The organism is Nocardioides sp., from assembly GCF_047602075.1.
Classification (GTDB): Bacteria; Actinomycetota; Actinomycetes; order Propionibacteriales; family Nocardioidaceae; genus Nocardioides.
Genome location: NZ_JASGIF010000002.1, coordinates 449,201 through 469,212, shown reverse-complemented (window position 1 = coordinate 469,212; position 20,012 = coordinate 449,201). Strand labels below are relative to the sequence as shown.

Sequence of the window (20,012 nt, the reverse complement as noted above, 5' to 3'; positions counted from 1 at the left end):
GGGGCGAACGTCCTCTGCACGCCCTGGGCGACGCTATCGGCGTACGGCGTCCAACTCGGTCTTGGTGAGCACCGGGCGTACCACGAGGCCGACATCGGCAAGCGGATTCTCGCCCTCGGGGGAGCGGTCGATCGCGCAGAGCACCACCTCGACGATGGCGCCCCCGCCGCGCAGAGCCCGGGTGGCATCACGCACGGCGCCACCGGTGGTGATGACGTCCTCGACCAGGGTCACCCGCCGGCCGGCGACCTCGGCGCCCTCGGCGAGCTTGCAGGTGCCGTACTCCTTGGCGGTCTTGCGCACGAACAGCGCCGGCAGCCCCGTGCGGGCGCTGAGCGCGGTCGCGATCGGGACGCCCCCGAGCTCGAGGCCACCTAGCAGCTCGGTGCCAGCGGGCACGAGATCGACCATCTGGTCGGCGACCCGGCCGAGCAGGACCGGGTCGGACTCGAAGAGGTACTTGTCGAAGTACTCCGCCGCTCGCTGACCCGACCTCAGCGTGAACTCCCCGGTCAGTCTGCAGCAGGCATCGATGTCACGGGCGAGGTCGGCATCCGTCGTCATGCCTTCAGATAGTACGGTCCCGGTTGGCTGCCCTGAGCCAGGGAAACCAGCCAATCGGGACCGTACTATCTCGCAGGCGCTAGAACGCGCGCCAGTAGGGGCTTGTTCTTAGTTCACCGAGGCAAGAGTGCCTTCACCGGAGTTCAGGCAGGACTGCTGCTTCTTGGTCAGGTGTGGCATCCGGACCGGCCGCAACTGCTGGCGCGCCGACGCGGACTCCGACACGGACTGGGGGATGATCCCGCACGCCCGGGCTTGGGCGAGCTTCTGCTGGCGGAGCTCCTTGGCGCTGGGCGCCGCGGGAGCGCTGTCCGCCGGTCCAGCGGAGACGATGGTCGTCACGTTGGGGGTCTTCACCCCTGCCGCCTGATCACTCTGCTCGAGCGGCATGCCGGTCGTGGTGTCGATGATGATCGACTCCTGTCCCGCGTCCTGGCTCCCCCAGGTGAGCCGCCAGCCGGAGCGGCCCAGGGCATCGGTGGCGCGACCGTCGAAGGTGACCCCCGGGACCTTCGCGAGCTGTTGCCATAGTTGCTTCCGGATGGCGGGAGAGGCCGGGGTGTAGGTGAGCAAGCCGATGGCGTTCTTGAACACGTAGTAGCCCGAGGGGGCCCGGTCAGCCTTCGTCGATGTCTCGTTGTCGGCCACCATCGTGGCGACCTGGGCGTCTGTCCAGGTCTGGTTGTTGACCTGTTCCCAGGTGAGGGTCCGGCCGTCGATCTCGATGGTTCCCTGGGGAATCTGCCGCACCTCGCCGTTGATGTCCTCGAGCACGCTTGGGCGGCCGTTGCCGGTCCACATCGTGTTCTGGCACGTCGATCCGGCCGGCCGGTCAGCTCCGTCAGCGTTGGCGATGCCGGCGCAGTCCCAGCTCGTGACGACCTTCCAGTAGGGCGAGGCGGTCGGATCGACCGAGGAGCTTGCGATGGCTGCGGCGTCGATGACCTGCGCCACCGTGGTGAAGCTCGGCTCAACTGGCGCCTGTGCGTGCCGGCTCGGGTCCGCGGCGGGAGCGACGGGAAGCTCGGTGCTGTCCCAGGGACACCACGGTGCCAGCCACCACCCCGGCCGCCACAGCGACGCCGGCGGTCAGTCTGCGGTGGCGTCGCCGCAGCCGCACGACCTTCACGGCGCGTGCGGTGGTCGCATCTGCTTCGGCAAGGATCGCGGCACGGGTGGCGACAAGAAGGTCGCTGCCCATGGGATCGACCTCGCTGCTGGCGGTGAGCAGACGATCGAGATCGGAACTGGCCTGTCCGGTGTTCATGATGTCTCCTGAGGGTGAGTCGCGTTGGGCATCGCCGCGAGCGCGGCGGTCGCGCGCGCTCGTGCGCGATGCAGGCGACTTCTCGCCGCCGTTGTCGAGATCCCGAGTGCTGCGGCGGCCTCGGTGATGGTCAGTTGCTCCCAGGAGACCAGCAGCAGGACTTCGCGTTCGATGCCGGTGAGAGTCGAGAGCGCATGACGCAAGTCGCGGGCGAGGATGCCCGCATCGAGTCGGTCGTCGACAGCGTCCCAGTCGACGTGTTCGTCTTCGGCGGCAAGTCCGGGGCGGTCACGCGAGCGGAGGTGGCTGCGGATGACGTTGCGCGCGATGCCATACAGCCACGGCAGCGCCGAGCCGGACTCGTGTGGTCGCACGCGGGCCCGCGCCTCGAGTGCATGCAAGAAGACCTCCGAGAGGAGGTCATCAGCGGCACGCCGGTCGATCCTGCGCACCAGGAAACGGTGCACGGCGGCGGCGTGGCGGTCGAACAGCTCCCCGAACGCCGCAGCGTCGAGGCGCGATCGGCGCAGGATCTCCGCGTCAGACGCTGCACGAGATGGGGTGGTCACATCCTGTTTATGCAGCGTCACCACGATGCGTTGCACCCGAGGCGAAACGGCGCGAGTGTCACCGGCGCCGGGAGACCGAGTCCAGATGGCCGAAGGCGATCATCCGGTTGTCGGTGTGGAACAGCTCGGAGCAGGTCGTCAGGGTGATCAGTCGCTGGCCCGGCGCCTGGTCGGGCTGGACGCCGCCGTCGGGGTTGGTCGGCAGCGGATCGAGCACCCAGGTCGCGGTGAAGGGCACGATCAGTCCGTCGCCGGGTGTGTCCAACACGTAGGTGTACGTCGCTCGCCGCGTCTCGACGATGACCTTGTCCCCCGGTCGCAGCTCCGGCATCTCCCGAAGAGGTTGGCCGTGGGTGATCCGGTGCCCCGCGAGCGCATAGTTGCCGACCCGGCCAGGCCGGGCGGTGTCGCTGAAGTGGCCGAACCCCGAGGCGAGCGCCTCGTCGGACGTGCCCTCGAGCACCGGCACCTCGTAGTCCTTGCCGAACCGCGGGATCCGGATCACTGCGGTGACCACACCTGCGTCGACGTGCGCCGAGTCCTGCCCGTTCGCCCACTGTCGACGTACGGACTCCACCGCCTCGGCCTGGTGCCGTTGGGAGATCCAGTTGGTGCCCCACAGCTGCCAGGCCACCCAGCCGAGCACTACAAGGCCAGCGCCCACCAGGAGCAGCCCGATGGCGGTCAGCAGCCGTTGTCGAGAGGTACGGCGTGGACCGGGCGACGCCTCACCCGACTGCAGCGCCGGCGACGACAGCGAGGAGTCGTCGGAGGAGCCGTCGGGAGTGACCACCACCTCGATCCACCCCCCCATGACCGTTACCGTGGTCCGCATGCGTGCCGAGCGACTTCAGGGCATCGCGCCGACCATCTTCTCAGAGATGTCCGCGCTGGCCGTCCGCACCGGGGCGGTGAACCTCGGCCAGGGCTTCCCGGACACCGACGGGCCGGCCAGTGTGATCACCCGGGCAGTCGCAGCGCTGGAGGGCGGCGCCAACCAATACGCACCCGGCCCAGGTGTCCCCGCGCTGCGCCAGGCGGTGGCGGCCCATCAACGACGCCACTACGGTCTCGAGCTCGACCCGGACACCCAGGTCGTCGTCACCACCGGCTGCACCGAGGCGATCGCGGCAGCGCTCCTCGGCCTGGTCGACCCGGGCGACGAAGTGATCGTGCTCGAGCCCTACTACGACTCCTACGTCGCGATGCTCCAGATGACCGGAGGCATCCGGCGACCCGTCACCTTGCGTGCGCCCGACTTCCGCCTAGATGCCGACGAGCTGCGGGCCTCGGTGAGCGAGAAGACCCGGTTCATGCTGGTGAACACGCCACACAACCCCACCGGGACCGTGCTCGATCGAGCCGAGCTGGACGCGATCGCGGCCGTCGCCCACGCACACGACCTGGTCGTCATCAGCGACGAGGTCTACGAGCACCTGACCTTCGACGGTTCCTCGCATGTTCCGCTGGCGACCCTGCCCGGGATGGCCGAGCGCACCCTGACCCTCTCCAGCGTCGGCAAGTCCTACTCGCTGACCGGCTGGAAGGTCGGCTGGGCCACCGGCCCCGCAGAGCTGGTCGCCGCGGTGCTTGCCGCCAAGCAGTGGCTCACCTTCACCTCCGGCGCGCCCCTGCAGCCAGCCGTGGCTCTGGCCCTCAACGAGGAGCCCGACTTCCCCGAGCGCCTCGCTGCGGATCTCCAGCTCCGTCGGGATCTGCTCTGCGAGGGGCTCAAGGCGGCCGGGCTGGACCCGCGGATCCCCCAGGGGACCTACTTCGCGATGACCGACACCAGCCATTTCGGCTGGCCGGACGGGCGTGCGCTCTGCCTCGCCCTGCCGGAGCGCGCCGGCGTGGTTGCCATCCCCGCCCAGGCCTTCTACGACGACGCGGACGCCGGTCGCCATCTGGTGCGGTGGGCGTTCTGCAAGGACCGAGACGTGATCGAGGAAGGCGTACGCCGCCTGGCCGCGGCCGATCTCTTCTCCTGATCGTCGGCCCGCCGGGCGTCAGAGCCACCCGGCGTCAGGGGTCAGCGCGTCGTCAGTACTGCAGGTAGCCCGGCGCTGCCGGCGTCGATGGTGACTTGCGGGAGAACCACCTGTTGGCGTCACCGACGAACAGCAACACGATCACCGCGATCCCGCCGATCAGCCAGATCGCTGTGACCACGCTGGTGATGCCCACCAAGGACAGCAGCGCCACGACGGCGGACGAGACCACCAGCAGGATGCGCGCCACGTTGGAGCGTCGCATCGTGAGCACGCCCAACAGCACCGTGATCAACGACCAGATGATCAGCACCACCAAGACGACCGTGATCATCGCGATCACGTCGCCGGTGGAGATGTCCAGCTCGCGGAACTCGCTGTTCTTCATCATCTCGTCCTCGACCGCGTCCCGCGAGGCAAGCACCCCGAACAGGCCGAGCAGCATCAGCAGCGCGGTGATCGAGGAGAGCACGATGGCGCTCAGGCAGGCAACCGTGACGCCGCTCGGCCGACGCTCCAAGTCCGTCGCCGCGCCCGGATAGGCGGCGTACGGATTAGCCGGATATGGCACCTGGCCGTAGGGCGAGGGGGCGGCGTACTGCGGTTGGCCGTAGTCCTGCTGGCCGTAGGGGGGTTGGCCATGTTGCTGCTCAGCAGGGGAGGTCTGGCCGTACGGCGGTGGGGCCTGGGGCACGGCCTGTTCACCAGGCGACGGTGGCTGGCCGTAGGGCTGTCCATACGCCGGCGGCGACGGATACCCCTGCTGCGGCTGCCCGTAAGGCTGGCCCTCGGCCGGCGGCTCCGCCGGTGCGGGAGGGTCCGAGCGGGCGGGGTCTGACTCGCCCGAAGGCGGTTGCTCGCTCATGGTGCCATTCCACCACGGAGCTGTCGCACCTGCGCGAACCAGGTCTTCACTTCCGGCCGGTTCAGGGCGAAGGCGGTCGCTGCAGCTGCGGCGAGTGGGACCAGGACGACCACCTGCCCGGCCGCCACCGAGATGAGCATCGCCACGCCGGCGGTCGCGGCGCAGACCAGCAATGCCAGGCGTGCCCACGAACGGCCGGCGAAGGCGAAGCCCGCCAGCACGACAGCGAGCACCGACCAGATCAGCATGATGGTGCCGACGATCACGATCGTGGTGGCCAGGGTGTCCTCGGAGATGCCCTGGTCGACCAGGTCGGAGCTCTGGCGATTCATCTGGTCCAGCAGCAGACGCCGGTCGACCAGCATCATCGCGACCATCGCGAAGCTGAGCACGGTGGTCAGACCGGCAAAGATCCAGGTCACGACGCAGGCAAGCGTCACCGCGGCGGGTCGGGCTGGAGGGAGGACTGGACGGTAGCCGAGACGGTGTCCGCCTTGGTAGGCATGTTGATAGGGGCCCTGGGGTGACAGGGACAGTGGTGCCCCGGGTGGCGGAGCTGCGTCGGCCTCGGGCGTGCCGTAGCCGACGGTCGGTCGTGGACCGGTCGCCAGAGGTGGACCGGCTTGGGGCGGACCGGCTTGAGGTGGACCGGCTTGAGGTGGACCGGGCAGCGGGGGCAGGTCGCCCGGTTTGCCGCGTCGGTCGGCTGGTGACGGCGGCGCCTCTCGTGGCACCGGTCGCCAGGTGCCTGCGAACCACTCCCGAGCAGGCGAGACCCACAGCATCGCCGACGCGGCGGCGACCAGGGAGGAGAAGAAGGCCCCGGTGATCAATCCGGCGACGAACAGCGGCACAGCGAGTGCGGTCAGCCCGATCCGGGCTGCGCGATTGCGCTGCAGCACCTGGTAGCCCAAGATCGCAGCCGCCGCGGCGCAGGCGGACGCCACCAGGGTGGCCGCGTGGACAACACCGCGGACGCCATCCACGCCCAGGCCGAGATCGGAGCCTGGAGGCTGCGCCAAGAACCGCTCGATCGTCTCGCGCATCTCCAGCGAGTGCAGCGCCGCCATCGTCTCGAAGCCACTGAGCACGACCACGACGGAACCGGCCACGATGGTCCAGGCGGCCATCGTGACCTGCGGTGGTCGTCTGCTCGCGTCAGGCACCTCAACATTGGACCACGGATCCGGTCACCCGCGTGCCGAGACCAAGCGATCTCCCGATCGCTCGTGCCGCGTCAGCCCCGCCGCGTCAGCCCTGGTCGGGCGACACCTGTGGCACCGAGGGGGACGGCTCGACCAGGACGACCTCGTCGGCGTACTCATCCAGTGCGGAGAGCGCCGCTCTGGGCAGGCCAGTGTCGGTGATGATCGTCGACGCCTCGGAAAGCTCGGCCATCGAACTCAGCCCGATCACTCCCCACTTGGTGGAGTCGGCCAGCACGATGAGCCGGCGGGCGCTGCGGATCATGGCCCGGTTGGTCTCGGACTCCAATAGGTTGGGAGTGCTGAAACCCGAGTAAAGGTCCATCCCGTGCACACCCATGAACACCGTGTCCAGGTGAAGCGAACGCAGGGCCGAGATCGCGATGGGACCGACCAGGGCATCGGACGGAGTGCGCAGCCCGCCGGTGAGCAGCACGGTCACCGATTCCGACGCCGAGCGATACAGCACGTCGGCGACCCAGACCGAGTTGGTCACCACGGTCAGGTCGGGGATGTCCACGAGATGACGCGCGAAGAGGTGCGTGGTGGTGCCGGCCGAGACCGCGATCGCCGAACCCGGTGCTACCAGGGTGGCCGCGCGGGCGGCGATGGCCTCCTTCTCGGCAAGCCGGCGGGCCGACTTCGCCTCGAAGCCGGGCTCGGAGGTGGACGGCTCGGCGTAGAGAACCGCGCCACCGTGCACTTTGTGGAGCATGCCCTGCCGCTCCAAGGCGGTGAGGTCGCGGCGGATCGTCATGTCGGAGACACCGAACATGACCACCAACTCGCTGACCCGGACGATCCCCTTCCGTTCCAGCTCGGACAGGATCGCCGCTCGCCGCTGCACCGCCAGCATCACACCTCCCGGATGACGGCGACCGCCCCTGCCTCGACCTGGCAACCGCCGGCGCCGCACTCGGTGTCGGTCACCAGTTCGTGCCCCGCGACAGCGACCCTGATCGGTTGCTCGGTGTGGTTGATCACGAACACCCAGCTGCGGCCGTCCGCGGCACGGCGGCGGGTGACCTCGACATCCGGGGGGACCTCGGCGACCGGTCGGACACCAGCCTCGACAAGGACCGCGTCGACCAACCGCTCGGTGCCGACGGCGTCGGTCCGCGTGGCGACGTACCACGCCGCGCCACTGCCCACCGCGCGCCGGGTGACGGCGGGGAGTCCTGCTGACGGCCCGTCGAGATAGCTCACGACGGCCTCGGCGCCAGCGAGGCCGAGATGCTCGGTCCACACGTCTGCCGTCGTGCCGTCGTCGAGGTGCACCGAGTCCCCCGCGAGCAGGGGCCGGAACTCCTCGGTGCGGATTCCGAGCAACTCACGGAACGCACCCGGATATCCACCCAGCCGGACGTGGTCGTTCTCGTCGACGATGCCACTGAAGTAGGTCACCACGACCGTCGCGCCACCCTCGGCCGCCGCGGCCACCGACTCGGCGACGGCGTCGGTGCACAGATAGAGCGTGGGCACCACGATGAGGGAGTACGACGACAGGTCGGTCGACGGGTGGACCACGTCCACGCCCACGCCTCGAGCGGTCAGTGCGGCGTGGAAGGCGCGGGGACGGTCCAGGTAGCGCACATCGACACTGGGATGGGAGTCGAGCTCGCAACCCCATCGGGCGTCCCAGTCCACCAGGATCGCGGCCTGGTTGTCCGAGGTGCTGCCGGCGACCTCGGCGACGGCCCGCAGGGTTGCGCCCATCTCGACGACCTCTCGCCATAGTCGGGAGTCGGTGCCGGCGTGCGGGACCAGCGCGGAGTGGTACTTCTCGGCGCCGGCGCGGGAGGCCCGCCACTGGAAGTACAAGATCCCGTCGGCGCCTCGTGCGACGTGCTGCATGCTTGCGCGAAGCATCTCGCCGGGCCGCTTGGCGAGGTTGCGCGGCTGCCAGTTGACGGCGCTGCTGGACTGCTCCATCACGATCCATGGCCGGCCGCGTGACACGCCCCTGACCAGATCGGCGGAGAACGCCAGCTCGGCTCGCGCCGAAGGCAACTCGGCCAGCATGTAGTGGTCATTGGAGACCACGTCCAACTCGGGCCCCCAGGCGAGGTAGTCCATGTTCCGGGTGTGCTCCATAACCATCAAGTTCGTAGTCACCGGAACACCGGGCGACAGCTCGTGCAGCAGGTCCCGCTCGGCGACGAAGTTGGCGAGCAGCTGGTCGGAGCTGAACCGGTGGAAGTCGAGCTGTTGGGTCGGGTTCGGGAACGTCGGAGCGGTCCGCGGAGGGAGGATCTCGTCGAAGGACGCGTAGTGCTGGGACCAGAAGGCGGTCCCCCAGGCGTGGTTGAGCGTGTCGATGTTGCCGTACTTGTCGGTCAGCCAGCGGCGGAACGCCTCGGCGCTCACGTCGCAGTAGCAGAGCGCGTTGTGACACCCCAGCTCATTGCTGACATGCCACAACGCGAGCGCGTCGTGGTCGGCGTACCGCTCGGCCATCGCGCGGCACAGCCTCAGCGAGTGCTCGGCGAACACCGGTGAGCTCGGACAGTAGGCCTGGCGGCCGCCTTGCCACAGCGTGGTGCCGTCGGCCAGAACCGGGAGGATCTCCGGGTGGCTTCGGGTCAGCCAGGGGGGCGGCGAAGCGGTGGCGGTCGCCAGGTCGACTCGGATCCCGCCCGCGTGCAACCGGTCCATCACGTCATCGAGCCAGCCGAACTCGAAGTGCCCGGGCTCGGGCTCCAACAGGGCCCACGAGAACACCCCGACAGTGACCAGATTGACCCCCGCCTCCTGCATCAGCAAGACGTCCTCGGCGAGCACCTCGGGCGGCCACTGCTCCGGGTTGTAGTCACCGCCGAGCGCAAGAGCTGGGAGAGGAGCAGGCATAGCGAACACTGTTCACCCGCAATCGCTCATAGTCAACCACTAACCAACACTGTTGGATTCCTGTGTGTTGATTTCAGTTCGATATCGGTCCAGATTCGCCTTGACATTGATCGAGTGCGGTTGAAAGATGCGAAACGACCTGTTCGTTTCTGTGGATCCGGAGGACCCATGAACCGCCACCCCGAGGCCCAGTCCGGCCTGATCATCCCCCCGTCCGCACGCGTGACGATGGCCGCCACGCGGCGAAACTTCTTGCGCTCGGCGGCCGCCGGTGGCGCAGTGCTCACCGCCCCCGGCCTGCTCAGCGCCTGTAGCAGCGACTCCGGCGGCGGTAGCGGCGGCGGAGGCGGCAGCACCGGCACCGTGACCTTCGGCGCCAACGAGGCCAAGGACTCCGGGCCGGCCTACCAACGCATGAAGGGTTTCGCCGACGCCTGGGCCAAGAAGTCCGGGGACAAGGTGACCGGCAACTACGTCGACCACAACACCTTCCAGGAGAACATCAACACCTACCTGCAGGGCAGCCCGGACGACGTGTTCACCTGGTTCGCCGGCTACCGCATGCAGCAGTTCGCCGAGGACGGCCTCCTCGGCGACCTCACCGACCTCTGGCCGATCGACGGCATGAGCGACGCCTTCAAGGAGGCCTCGACCTCCAGCGACGACAAGCAGTATCTGGTGCCCTACGACTACTACCCGTGGGCGATGTTCTACAACAAGGAGGTCTTCGACAAGAACAAGATCGAGGAGCCCGCCACCCTCGACGACTTCATCGAGGTCTGCAAGACGCTCCAGGGCAAGGGCATCACGCCGGTTGCCTTTGGCGACAAGGACGGCTGGCCGGCGATGGGCACCTTCGACATCCTCAACATGCGCATCAACGGCTTCGACTTCCACATGAGCCTGATGCACGGCGAGGAGGCATGGGACAGCAGCGAGGTGAAGGCGGTCTTCTCCAAGTGGGCCGAGCTCTTGACCTACCACCAGGCCGACCCACTGGGCCGCACCTGGCAAGAGGCCGCCACCTCGATGGGCAAGGGTGAATGCGCGATGTACCTGCTCGGCACCTTCGTCGGTGACGCCATCCCCGACGACGTCGACAACATCGACTTCTTCACCTTCCCCGAGATCGACTCCTCGATCGGCGCCGACGCTCTGGACGCCCCGATCGACGGCTTCTGTCTCTCCTCCGCAGCCAAGAACCCCGACGAAGGCAAGAAGATGCTCGCCTTCCTCGGCACCGCCGAAGCCCAAGACGCCGCCAACAACGCGGCCGACGCACCGATGATCGCCGCGAACGCGAACGCCAGCACCAAGACCTACTCGGCCTTGCAGTTGAAGTCGGTCGAGGTGGTCAATGCGGCCGCACACATCGCACAGTTCCTGGACCGCGACACCAACACGGACTTCGCCTCGACGGTGATGATCCCCTCCATCCAGACCTTCTTGAAGAAGCCCGACGACATCGACGGCCTCACCAAGAGCATCCAGGAGCAGAAGGTCTCTATCTTTGGGAGTTGACGTCCAACGCCACCACCACGACGTGACGGAGAGGGTCCGATGACGACGCCTGCCACAGCATCACCCCACCAGGGCCGATCGGCCCCTCCGTCACGACGTGGGCGACGGATGCCGCTCAATGATCGGCTCGTCATCGCCGCCATGGTGCTGATCCCCGCGATCCTGGTGCTGTGGTTGGTCTGGCTGCCCGCCGTCGCTTCGGTGATCTTGTCGTTCGGCAACTGGAACGGCATCGGCGGCGTCGACCGGATCCAATGGGTCGGCTGGCAGAACTACCACGACGCGTTCACGATCTATCCGCCGTTCTGGCCGGCGATGCGCCACAACCTGATCTGGCTGGTGTTCCTCTTCGTCGGGCCGACCATCTTGGGCGTGTTCCTGGCCGTGGTCCTCGACAAGGACATGCGCGGGAGCCGCTTCTACCAGACGGCCTTCTACCTGCCGGTCGTGCTCTCCCTCGCGCTGATCGGCTTCATCTGGCAGCTCTTCTATTCGCGTGATCAAGGGCTGCTCAACGACGTCCTCGGCACCCAGATCGACTGGTACGGTGATCCGAAGATCAATCTCTGGGCGGTCCTGGTCGCGACCGGATGGCGGCACACCGGCTACATCATGTTGCTCTACCTCGCCGGCCTCAAGAGCGTCGACTACACCCTGCGTGAGGCCGCCGCAGTGGACGGCGCCAGTGAGACGCGCACCTTCTTCACCGTGATCTTCCCGGTGATGCGACCGATCAATCTGATAGTCCTGGTCATCGTCGTCATCGAGTCGCTGCGCGCCTTCGACCTGGTCTGGGTGGTCAACAAGGGCCGCAACGGGCTGGAGATCATCGCCGCGCTGGTCAGTCAGAACGTCATCGGCGAGGCTAGCCGCTACGGGTTCGGCTCGGCCCTGGCAGTGATCATGATGGTGATCTCCTCGGTGTTCATCGCGATCTACCTGCGGATCGTCTTCAAGGAGGACCGCTCGTGAACGACAACCTGCAGGCACTCCCCGCCCCGGTTGGCGCCGAGGTCTCCGGCATCAGGGCCAAGAGTTCCAAGCGGGTCGAGGGCGGCGTTCTCAACCGACCCCGAGGCACTATCGCGACGGTCATCATGCTGGTGCTGTCGTTGCTCTGGCTGTTCCCGCTGCTCTGGGCGGTCATCAACTCCTTCCGCGACTACAACTACACCCAGCAGCACGGCTATCTCTCGTTCGGCGGTTGGACGCTGCACAACTACCAGCAGGCCTGGGAGCAGGGACAGTTCGGACTGCACTTCAAGAACTCGCTGATCATCACGATCCCGGCGGTGTTCTTGACCCTCTTCTTGGCTTCACTGGTCGCGTTCGTGCTCGCCCGCTACAGCTTCAAGTTCAACCTGGCGCTGCTCGGCTTCTTCTTGGCCGCCAACCTCCTACCGCCACAGGCGCTGCTCATCCCGGTGTTCAAGATGTTCCGCGAGATCCATGTCCCCTACTGGATGAGCGACAGCGGCACCATGCTCAACAACTTCTGGGGCCTGATCCTGGTCAACGTCGCCTTTCAACTGGGCTTCTGCACCTTCGTGCTCAGCAACTACATGAAGACGATCCCGCATGAGATCTACGAGTCGGCAGAGCTCGACGGCGCCAATGTGTGGCGGCAGTACTGGCAGATGACCATGCCCCTGGTCCGTCCGGCGCTGGCCGCACTGGCGACCCTCGAGGTCACCTGGATCTACAACGAGTTCTTCTGGGCGACCGTGCTGCTCTCGCAGGGCGACAAGTTCCCCGTCACCAGCGCACTGAACAACCTGCGCGGCCAGTTCTTCACCGACACCAACCTCGTCGCCGCCGGCTCTGTGCTGGTCGCCCTGCCCGTGTTGATCGTCTTCTTCGTGCTGCAGAAGCAGTTCGTCTCCGGCCTGACCCTCGGTTCCACCAAGGGCTGACCGTCAGCGCAGCTCGGCTCGGCCCCGTCAGCGGCTGCTCGGCCCCGTCAGCCGCGGGGCTGGGGGGTGAGTGTGACGTCTCCTGCACCCAGCCGCAAGGATCTCTCCCAACGACCGAAGCCTGCTACCCGGCGCTCCGGCGCCTACCGGGACGGGACTCACACCCGCCGGCCTGACACAGCTTCCAGGACGCGCCACGGCCGAAGTCCAAGGACGTGTCGGCGAAGGAGATCTTCGTCCGCGACGACAAACGCGGCGTCAACGTCTACGTCGGCCCAGATGGTGACCAGGTGCCCGAGCTGATGCGAGCGCTCTCCCACTCACTGTCGACACCGACGGCCGATGACCCACTGGTGCGCGGGGCCATGGCTCACCTGAATCTCGTCATGATCCATCCGTTCCGCGACGGGAGCGGACGCATGGCCCGGGCTCTCCAGACGATGGTGCTCGCGCAGGACCAGGTGGTCGAGCCGACCTTCTCCAGCATCGAGGAGTGGCTCGGCAACAACACCCAGAACTACTACGACGTTCTCGCCGCCACCGGACGCGGCGCCTGGAACCCCAGCAACGACGCCACGCTGTGGGTGAAGTTCAACCTACGCGCTCACCACATGCACGCGCAGACGATGCGCCGTCGCTTCGACGAGGCCGAGGTCCAGTGGCGCAAGATCGACGAGTTGGTCGGTCAGCACCGGCTCGATGAACGGCTCGGTGCGGCACTCTTCGACGCGTTGATCGGATTGCGCGTGACCAGGCCGTCGTACGTGAAACTCACCGAGCTCGACGAGCGTACCGCGACACGCGACCTAGTCAACGCCGCCAACACCGGCCTGCTGGAAGCACGAGGAGAGCGGCGCGGTCGCCACTATGTGGCTGGCGAACCGCTCCGGCAGATCCAGGCCGAGCTAAGGGCGCAGCGCAAGCCCCTCGAGGATCCGTACCCGACTCTTGTCGGCGAGATCCGGCGAGCACTGCAGTGAGGCTTCGACAAACAAGCCTGATGCCTAGTAGTACCAGAGGCAGACTTCCCCAGGGTCGGCGTTCAACCGCACCGACACCCGCCGACCCGGTGTCGATCGACACCGGGTCGGCGGGTGGGGGGTGGGGACTCCGCCCCGGCGGCAAGAAGCACCGCCAGGAGGGAGCTACGCGCTGCCGGTTACCGTGAATCCACTGAAGGTCTGCAGCGCCGGACTGGACGACCCGGAACTGCCGAAGACGCCGGCGTCCTGACTGTCAGCGGCCGCCGACGCGTCGAGGGTCGCCGTGCCCAGCGTGGTCCAGGTCGAGCCAGCATCGACCGAATAGCTGGCCTCGTAGACGGTGCCCGATCGGACCAGACGCAGCGTGACCGGCAACGTCACCGTGGCGGCGCTAGTCCCCCCGAGGGTGGTGTCGTACTCCGTCGCACCGCTCGAGCTGGAGACCAGACCGACCCGGTAGCTGCCGGACCGACTCAACGTCACATAGAACGCAACACCGACCGGACTCCCGTCACCGTCCATGTCGTTGCGGACCATGATCCCCGCCTTGCCACTGGCGACCGAGCTCACCGTGGCCTCCACCGTCGAACCGTCGCTGACCGCACCGGCCTGATAGATCGCGCCGTACTCGTCGGCACCGGCGGTCGAACCGGTCGGCCCGCTGGTGGTGGGTCCCACGTTGGTGCCGGCCGCCTGGACCGCCAGCACCTCACCGGACTGCGCGAACAGCGCGTCGACCCCGGTCGTGTTCGCGGTGAGGTTGGGCGAGCTGACCGGGGAGACGACGCTCAGACCGACCGAGGTGGAGGCCGCTCTGGCTCCGGAGTGCTGGCGGGTGCGGTAGGCCCCCTTAGCGGTGAGCTCGGCGGCCGAGATCGGATCGGAGACCTCCTTCGGCGCGCGCGCGGTGAACGTCGCCTTGGTGACTCCTCCACTGCGAACCTTGACCGGCTGTGCTCCGCTGAGTCGGGTCACCTTCCAACCGCTGGGCGCGGTGAGAGCCAGCTTGGTGTGGAACACCGCCCCGGGCCCGTCGTTGTCGAACCGGACCGTGACTCGGGTCGTGCCGCCGGGGGCGAGCTGCGAGGTCGAGCTCGAGGTGTCCAGACTCACCGCCGGCGCTACCGACGCCACCCCCTTCTTCGCCGACACCCGGTACACGACCGTCCCGTGGGCGGGCACGCTAGCGCGGATGTTGCCGGTTGTCGCGGTCTTCTTCTTCGACCAGAGGTCGACCAGTCGATACGCGGTCCGGTGCGTCTTCACGCCGACGGCCTTGACGGTCGTCCCGATCCGGGTGGCCTGGTCGCCCTCGTTGAACAGCGCCACGGCGACGTCGCCGTTGGCCAGCGGCTTGGCCAGCACCCACGACGTCCCGACCTGGGAGACGACGTCTGCCTGAACGCCTAGGGAGTCCTGGTCCACCGCGATCACGTCGGTGTTGAGCAGGGTGTCCCAGGTGGCGTCGCTCGCCTCGCGCAGGTCGGTCCCGATCAGCAGCGGCGCGGCCATCATCGACCAGAGGCTGAAGTGGGTGCGGTACTCCTCATCGGTCATCCCGCCGTTGCCGACCTGCAGCATGTCGGGGTCGTTCCAGGCCCCGGGAGAGGCGTGGTCGCCCAACACGACGTTGTCCTTGAAGATGTCGACCATGCTGGCGTAGGTGTCGCTGATGTCGAAGGTGGTGCGCCACAGGTTGCCCATGTCACCACCCCACTCCCACGGGTCGTAGTTGCCCCATTCGCACAGGCTGTAGACCATCGGCCGCCCGGTCTTCTCGATGGCGTCGGCCATCCGCTGGAACCGCTCGATGTAGCCGGCCTGATCGTCGGTGAAGCTCAACGTCTCGCCGTCGACAGTGACCTCGTGAGTGCCGCAGTTGTCGTACTTGACGTAGTCGATGCCCCAATCCGCGAAGGTCTGCGCGTCGATGTCCTCGTAGCCGAGGCTGCCGGCCAGACCCTGGCACGTGGTGGTGCCAGCACTCTCGTAGATGCCGACCTTCAGGCCACGGTCGTGGATGTAGTCGACCAGGGCCTTCATCCCGCTGGGGAAGTACGTCGGGTCGGGGATCAACTGGTGGGTGTCCGGATCGCGACCGACGGTGGCTCGAGTCGGATCGGATCGACTGATGTCTCGGCCCTCCATCCAGCAGTCGTCGATGTTGATGTACTCATAGCCCGCGTCGCGCAGGCCCGAGCTGACGAACAGGTCGGCAGTGTCCTTGAAGTCCTGCTCGTCGATGTCGCAGCCGAAGGAGTTCCAGTCGTTGAACCCCATCGGCGGGGTGAGCGCCAAGCCGTTGTCCACGGCTTGGGCCGGGGCCGTGCTCGACCCCACCACCAGACCCGACGTCGCCACCAGGGCGACGGCAGCCAGAAGACGGACGCCCACCCTGCGGGCTGCTGTCAATCGTGTGTCACTTGTCGCTCTCATCATCCCTCCACATCAAAGTCGGCGAACAAAGCGAGACCGGCGGTGCTCGACCCGGAGCTGGCGAAGACGCCGGCGTCCTGGCTGTCAGCGGCCGCCGACGCGTCGAGGGTCGCCGTGCCCAGCGTGGTCCAGGTCGAGCCAGCATCGACCGAATAGCTGGCCTCGTAGACGGTGCCCGATCGGACCAGACGCAGCGTGACCGGCAACGTCACCGTGGCGGCGCTAGTCCCCCCGAGGGTGGTGTCGTACTCCGTCGCACCGCTCGAGCTGGAGACCAGACCGACCCGGTAGCTGCCGGACCGACTCAACGTCACATAGAACGCAACACCGACCGGACTCCCGTCACCGTCCATGTCGTTGCGGACCATGATCCCCGCCTTGCCACTGGCGACCGAGCTCACCGTGGCCTCCACCGTCGAACCGTCGCTGACCGCACCGGCCTGATAGATCGCGCCGTACTCGTCGGCACCGGCGGTCGAACCGGTCGGCCCGCTGGTGGTGGGTCCCACGTTGGTGCCGGCCGCCTGGACCGCCAGCACCTCACCGGACTGCGCGAACAGCGCGTCGACCCCGGTCGTGTTCGCGGTCTGATAGTCGTCGGACAACGGCGAGACCACGCTCAGGTCCAACGGTGTCGAGGCCTTCACGGTCTTGCCAGCCGAGCGGTAGTTTGCGATCGCCGTCAGTGCAGCCGTCGAGATCGGGTCGTCGGCCGTTGCGGGCGCTGTGGCGGTGAACGTGACGGTCATCGTCTTGCCCGCCCCCAACGTGCTGGGCAGCTTCTTGGTCGCCTTGACCTTCCAGCCACTCGGTGCGGTCAGTTGCAGCCTCTTGACCACGATTGCGGAGCCGCCGTTGTTGGTGAGCGCCACTGGCACCGACACCTTGCCGCCTGTGCTGACACTGCTGCTGTCGGCACTGGCTGACAGCGTCACCGCCGCGGGGTACCAACTGGCGGCGGATGACGCCGACACCCGGAGCAACGCGCTCCCGTGTGCCGGCAGTGCGGCGTTGATCGCACCGGTGGTCTGCCGGTTGGTGTGCGCGAAGAGGTCCGTCACCCCGTAGACCCGACTCTTCTTGGCCAGGCCGAGGTCGTCGACGCTGGTCGACACGGTCGCCGCCTGGTCGCTCTTGTTGAAGAGTCCGACAGCAACATCGCCGTTCGCCATAGTCCGGGCGAAGACATAGGTGGAGCCGTCGTTCTGCAGCACTCGTAGCGGCGCGCCGAGGCGGTCCTGGTTGACCGCGAGAACGTTGCGGTTCGTAATCAGCTTCAAGCCGTAGTCATCGATCTGAGTGAGGTCGTCGCCGAGATAGAGCGGCGCAGCGGCGATCGACCAGAGGGCCATCACGGACTGACGCTCGGTCTCGGTGAGGCCGTCGAGGTCCGCGCTGCCGACCTCGAGGGAGTCCAGGTTGTTCCAACCCCGGTCGGGACCGTCGAGCCCCGCCCACGAGGCGACCGCGTCGAGACGGCTCGAGGCGGTGCTCCAGCGGGTCAGGTCATCGCAGTAGCACTCGACGTCCGCCTCCGTCCGCCACGAGTCGGCGTAGGGCACGATCGACTCGATCTCGGCCTGCGGAATCGCCCAGGAGACCTGGATCTCGACGTGGTGACCGGTCGCCTGGAACGCCTTGTCGTACTCGGCCAGCTCGGGTCGGTTGTCGTAGCGGGCGTTGTCTCCGGAGACATCGGTGTGACCCGAGCCCGGGCCGAACCCATCCAGCTTGAGCAGATCGACGCCGCCCCAGCCCTCGAACAGGTCGACCAGCGAGTCGACGTAGGCCGCGGCGCAGCCGTTGTCCTTCTCGAAGTCGAGGGCATAAGAACTCTGCCAGCCATTGGTCAGCCGCTGGTCGTCGTAGATCGCGTCGGCCAGCGTGCACTCCGGGGCACCGGCGATGGTCTTGGTGAGGTCCTGCCCCACATCGCCGTTGTCGCCCTCCTTGCCCGTCTCCATCCCGGCGGGAAGGTAGATGCCCACCTTGAGACCCTTGGAGTGGATGTACTTGACGATCTCCTTCATCCCACTGGGAAGCCGCTCGCTCCATACGGCCGGGCGCCCGTGGTCGTCGTACACCGGGGTCCAGTTCCAGGTGCGCCACCAGCCGGCATCGATGTTGATGTAGCGGTAGCCGTACTTCTTCAGGTGAGCAGCCATGTAGTCCGCCTGCGCCTTGATGGCATCCTCGGTCAGCCAGCTGTAACTGCCGTTGGGGTTCACCCCGTCACGCCTGGTGGCCTGCATGCTCCAACTGCTCCAGCCGAGATAGGGCTTGCTGGACCGATCCCACTTCGCGCTCGGGTCGTACGACGACCGCGAAGACATCGGCGCGGCCTGCGTCGGGCCGAGCGTGGCGGCCACGAACGCGATCACCAGACCGAGGATGGTCAGTGCTGCCAGGGTAGTTCGCCCCCGGAGGGGGTGTGGGGTTCGTGCTGCGGACATTGGTCCTCCTGCCGAGTTCACAGAGCGGGGTGGGCTTCTCGCGGCACGCTAGTGGGAATATGTTTCCGTCGTCAAGAAACAAATTTGTCATGCGGATATCACACTGCCGCAACACTCTTCGGCCGGACGAACGTGCGCGAAGGCGACTTCAGACCGGACAGAATCGGTCGAGAGCGGCTCGCAGGAATGCCCTACCGGCGCGCGTTCGAGGCCAGCCTAGACGACAGCCACGACTCCTAACGGACCCGTCCTGGCGACAAAGGCCTGCAGCGCGAGGGTGGCAGCGCCGTGGGCCCACGCCTCGAAAGGCAACGGGCGCAGCAGCAGCCGGCACCGTTCGGCATGTCCGTAAACCTGGGCAGCGAACGTCTCACGGACCCGGGGGCCGAGGAGGTCCATCTCGGCGAGGCCCTCACCGGTGAGGACGACGACTTCGGGACCGACCAGATTCACCACCGCAGCGACGGCGAGCCCGATCACATGACCCGCGTCGGCGAACACCTGGCGGGCGCGGGAGTCTCCGCCACGAGCCAGCGCCATCGCCTCCTCCACCGTGTCGACCTCCCGGCCCAGCGCGTGCGCGACATCTCGCACGATGGCATCGGCCGACGCGACGGTCTCCACGCAACCGGATCCACCGCAGTAGCAGGCTCGACCCGAGCCAGCGAGCGGCAGATGTCCCACCTCACCGGTCACGCCATGGGAGCCTTCCACCAACGATCCGTTGAGGAAGAGGCCACATCCGATACCGGCCCCGATGGTGATCACGGCGAAGGAGTCGGCGCCCACCCCCTCACCGAACCAGTGCTCCGCGGCGGTGAGCGCCCGCACGTCGTTGTCGACAATGGTCGGCAGGTTGAGCCGGTCTCGCACCATCGGCCCGAGTGGCACGTCGCGCCAACCGACGAACGGCGAGAAGCCGACCATGCCGTCGCGCGGATCGACGTCACCGGCGACCGCCACGGCGGCGCCCGCGAGCACCGCAACCGACTCCGGCACCGCACGGTTCAATCGACCGTTGAGGCGCACGATGGCATCCAGCACCCGACCCACGTCGTGGGTGGTGATGGCCGTCCGGCGACTGGCCCGGATCCGGCCAGCGAGGTCGATGCGCACTCCGACCAGCTCGTCCGCGGTCAACTTGAATCCCGAGAACCACGCCGCCTCCGGACAGACATCTAGGAGCAACGCGGGGCGTCCCACACCGCTAGGCCCCGCCGGGCTCTCCTTCAAGAAGCCGGCCGCTATCAGCGGATTGACGATCTTGGTCACCGCTGCGGCAGTGAGCCCAGTGCGTCGCGCGACGTCCGCGCGGGACATCGAGCCACCCACCACGACAGTGGTGAACACCGACATTGATCCCACGCTGGTCAACGGAAAGACCGGCATCACGGCGAG

17 protein-coding genes are annotated in these 20,012 nt (G+C 67.3%); 6 read left to right on the top strand and 11 right to left on the bottom strand.

What is annotated here, in order from left to right; translation table 11 throughout:
• Nucleotides 1-33: 33 nt before the first annotated feature.
• Both pyrE and QM714_RS14935 read right to left on the bottom strand, forming a co-directional pair.
• On the bottom strand, nt 34-564 hold the full coding sequence (gene pyrE, locus QM714_RS14940; protein ID WP_415101937.1) for an orotate phosphoribosyltransferase: 531 nt from the start codon (nt 562-564) through the stop codon (nt 34-36).
• A 108-nt stretch (nt 565-672) separates the two neighbouring features.
• Nucleotides 673-1,518: a hypothetical protein gene (locus tag QM714_RS14935; RefSeq protein WP_415101935.1), complete on the bottom strand. Its 846-nt coding sequence runs from the start codon at nt 1,516-1,518 to the stop codon at nt 673-675.
• Between QM714_RS14935 and QM714_RS14930 the strand changes: the two genes are divergently transcribed.
• The gene (locus QM714_RS14930; RefSeq protein ID WP_415101933.1) at nt 1,490-1,843 is read left to right on the top strand and encodes a hypothetical protein; all 354 of its coding nucleotides are present in this window, start codon (nt 1,490-1,492) and stop codon (nt 1,841-1,843) included. The two genes, QM714_RS14935 and QM714_RS14930, sit on opposite strands and share 29 nt — an antisense overlap.
• Here QM714_RS14930 and QM714_RS14925 read toward each other — a convergent pair.
• Together QM714_RS14925 and QM714_RS14920 are read right to left on the bottom strand one after the other, a co-directional pair.
• Nucleotides 1,828-2,400 carry an RNA polymerase sigma factor gene (locus QM714_RS14925; RefSeq protein ID WP_415101931.1) on the bottom strand — a complete coding sequence of 191 codons (573 nt, stop codon included), beginning with the start codon at nt 2,398-2,400 and terminating at the stop codon, nt 1,828-1,830. The two genes, QM714_RS14930 and QM714_RS14925, sit on opposite strands and share 16 nt — an antisense overlap.
• Nucleotides 2,401-2,458: 58 nt before the next feature.
• Complete coding sequence (locus tag QM714_RS14920) at nt 2,459-3,214, bottom strand: class E sortase (protein WP_415101929.1); 756 nt, start codon at nt 3,212-3,214, stop codon at nt 2,459-2,461.
• 19 nt (nt 3,215-3,233) lie between these two features.
• Between QM714_RS14920 and QM714_RS14915 the strand changes: the two genes are divergently transcribed.
• A complete protein-coding gene (locus tag QM714_RS14915) occupies nt 3,234-4,391 on the top strand; it encodes a pyridoxal phosphate-dependent aminotransferase (protein WP_415103038.1) in 1,158 nt (385 codons plus the stop codon).
• Nucleotides 4,392-4,443: 52 nt separating this feature from the next.
• On the opposite strand, the gene QM714_RS14910 is transcribed toward QM714_RS14915, so the two are convergent.
• From QM714_RS14910 to QM714_RS14895, 4 genes are all read right to left on the bottom strand, one after another.
• Complete coding sequence (locus tag QM714_RS14910; protein WP_415101927.1) at nt 4,444-5,256, bottom strand: hypothetical protein; 813 nt, start codon at nt 5,254-5,256, stop codon at nt 4,444-4,446.
• Complete coding sequence (locus QM714_RS14905) at nt 5,253-6,422, bottom strand: hypothetical protein (protein ID WP_415101925.1); 1,170 nt, start codon at nt 6,420-6,422, stop codon at nt 5,253-5,255. The genes QM714_RS14910 and QM714_RS14905 overlap by 4 nt, the downstream gene beginning before the upstream one ends.
• An 85-nt stretch (nt 6,423-6,507) precedes the next feature.
• Nucleotides 6,508-7,317 carry a DeoR/GlpR family DNA-binding transcription regulator gene (locus tag QM714_RS14900; RefSeq protein WP_415101923.1) on the bottom strand — a complete coding sequence of 270 codons (810 nt, stop codon included), beginning with the start codon at nt 7,315-7,317 and terminating at the stop codon, nt 6,508-6,510.
• Nucleotides 7,317-9,308 (bottom strand): beta-galactosidase, encoded by a 1,992-nt coding sequence (locus tag QM714_RS14895; protein ID WP_415101921.1) that lies wholly within the window; start codon nt 9,306-9,308, stop codon nt 7,317-7,319. Before QM714_RS14895 ends, QM714_RS14900 begins: the two co-directional genes overlap by 1 nt.
• A gap of 168 nt (nt 9,309-9,476) precedes the next feature.
• Here QM714_RS14895 and QM714_RS14890 point away from each other — a divergent pair, with 168 nt between their 5' ends.
• From QM714_RS14890 to QM714_RS14875, 4 genes are all read left to right on the top strand, one after another.
• Nucleotides 9,477-10,829, top strand: coding sequence for an ABC transporter substrate-binding protein (locus QM714_RS14890; RefSeq protein WP_415101919.1), 1,353 nt, complete (start codon nt 9,477-9,479; stop codon nt 10,827-10,829).
• Nucleotides 10,830-10,937: 108 nt separating this feature from the next.
• Complete coding sequence (locus QM714_RS14885; RefSeq protein WP_415101917.1) at nt 10,938-11,801, top strand: carbohydrate ABC transporter permease; 864 nt, start codon at nt 10,938-10,940, stop codon at nt 11,799-11,801.
• Nucleotides 11,798-12,742 carry a carbohydrate ABC transporter permease gene (locus tag QM714_RS14880; protein WP_415101915.1) on the top strand — a complete coding sequence of 315 codons (945 nt, stop codon included), beginning with the start codon at nt 11,798-11,800 and terminating at the stop codon, nt 12,740-12,742. Before QM714_RS14885 ends, QM714_RS14880 begins: the two co-directional genes overlap by 4 nt.
• Nucleotides 12,743-12,957: 215 nt before the next feature.
• Nucleotides 12,958-13,722, top strand: a complete 765-nt coding sequence (locus QM714_RS14875) for a Fic family protein (protein WP_415101913.1) — start codon at nt 12,958-12,960, stop codon at nt 13,720-13,722.
• A 165-nt stretch (nt 13,723-13,887) separates the two neighbouring features.
• On the opposite strand, the gene QM714_RS14870 is transcribed toward QM714_RS14875, so the two are convergent.
• From QM714_RS14870 to QM714_RS14860, 3 genes are all read right to left on the bottom strand, one after another.
• Nucleotides 13,888-16,119, bottom strand: a complete 2,232-nt coding sequence (locus tag QM714_RS14870) for an NEW3 domain-containing protein (RefSeq protein WP_415101911.1) — start codon at nt 16,117-16,119, stop codon at nt 13,888-13,890.
• A gap of 41 nt (nt 16,120-16,160) precedes the next feature.
• On the bottom strand, nt 16,161-18,614 hold the full coding sequence (locus tag QM714_RS14865; protein WP_415101909.1) for an NEW3 domain-containing protein: 2,454 nt from the start codon (nt 18,612-18,614) through the stop codon (nt 16,161-16,163).
• A gap of 216 nt (nt 18,615-18,830) precedes the next feature.
• On the bottom strand, nt 18,831-19,970 hold the full coding sequence (locus tag QM714_RS14860) for an ROK family protein (protein ID WP_415101907.1): 1,140 nt from the start codon (nt 19,968-19,970) through the stop codon (nt 18,831-18,833).
• Nucleotides 19,971-20,012: the final 42 nt, after the last annotated feature.

Excerpts from the sequence above, each read along its gene's own strand:
- QM714_RS14860 (WP_415101907.1), bottom strand. The coding sequence starts at position 19,970 with ATGTCGGTGTTCACCACTGTCGTGGTGGGTGGCTCGATGTCCCGCGCG.
- QM714_RS14900 (WP_415101923.1), bottom strand. The coding sequence starts at position 7,317 with ATGCTGGCGGTGCAGCGGCGAGCGGCGATCCTGTCCGAGCTGGAACGG.
- QM714_RS14930 (WP_415101933.1), top strand. The coding sequence starts at position 1,490 with ATGGCTGCGGCGTCGATGACCTGCGCCACCGTGGTGAAGCTCGGCTCA.
- pyrE (WP_415101937.1), bottom strand. The coding sequence starts at position 564 with ATGACGACGGATGCCGACCTCGCCCGTGACATCGATGCCTGCTGCAGA.
- QM714_RS14885 (WP_415101917.1), top strand. The coding sequence starts at position 10,938 with ATGCCGCTCAATGATCGGCTCGTCATCGCCGCCATGGTGCTGATCCCC.
- QM714_RS14890 (WP_415101919.1), top strand. The coding sequence starts at position 9,477 with ATGAACCGCCACCCCGAGGCCCAGTCCGGCCTGATCATCCCCCCGTCC.
- QM714_RS14910 (WP_415101927.1), bottom strand. The coding sequence starts at position 5,256 with ATGAGCGAGCAACCGCCTTCGGGCGAGTCAGACCCCGCCCGCTCGGAC.
- QM714_RS14920 (WP_415101929.1), bottom strand. The coding sequence starts at position 3,214 with ATGGGGGGGTGGATCGAGGTGGTGGTCACTCCCGACGGCTCCTCCGAC.
- QM714_RS14865 (WP_415101909.1), bottom strand. The coding sequence starts at position 18,614 with ATGTCCGCAGCACGAACCCCACACCCCCTCCGGGGGCGAACTACCCTG.
- QM714_RS14915 (WP_415103038.1), top strand. The coding sequence starts at position 3,234 with ATGCGTGCCGAGCGACTTCAGGGCATCGCGCCGACCATCTTCTCAGAG.
- QM714_RS14895 (WP_415101921.1), bottom strand. The coding sequence starts at position 9,308 with ATGCCTGCTCCTCTCCCAGCTCTTGCGCTCGGCGGTGACTACAACCCG.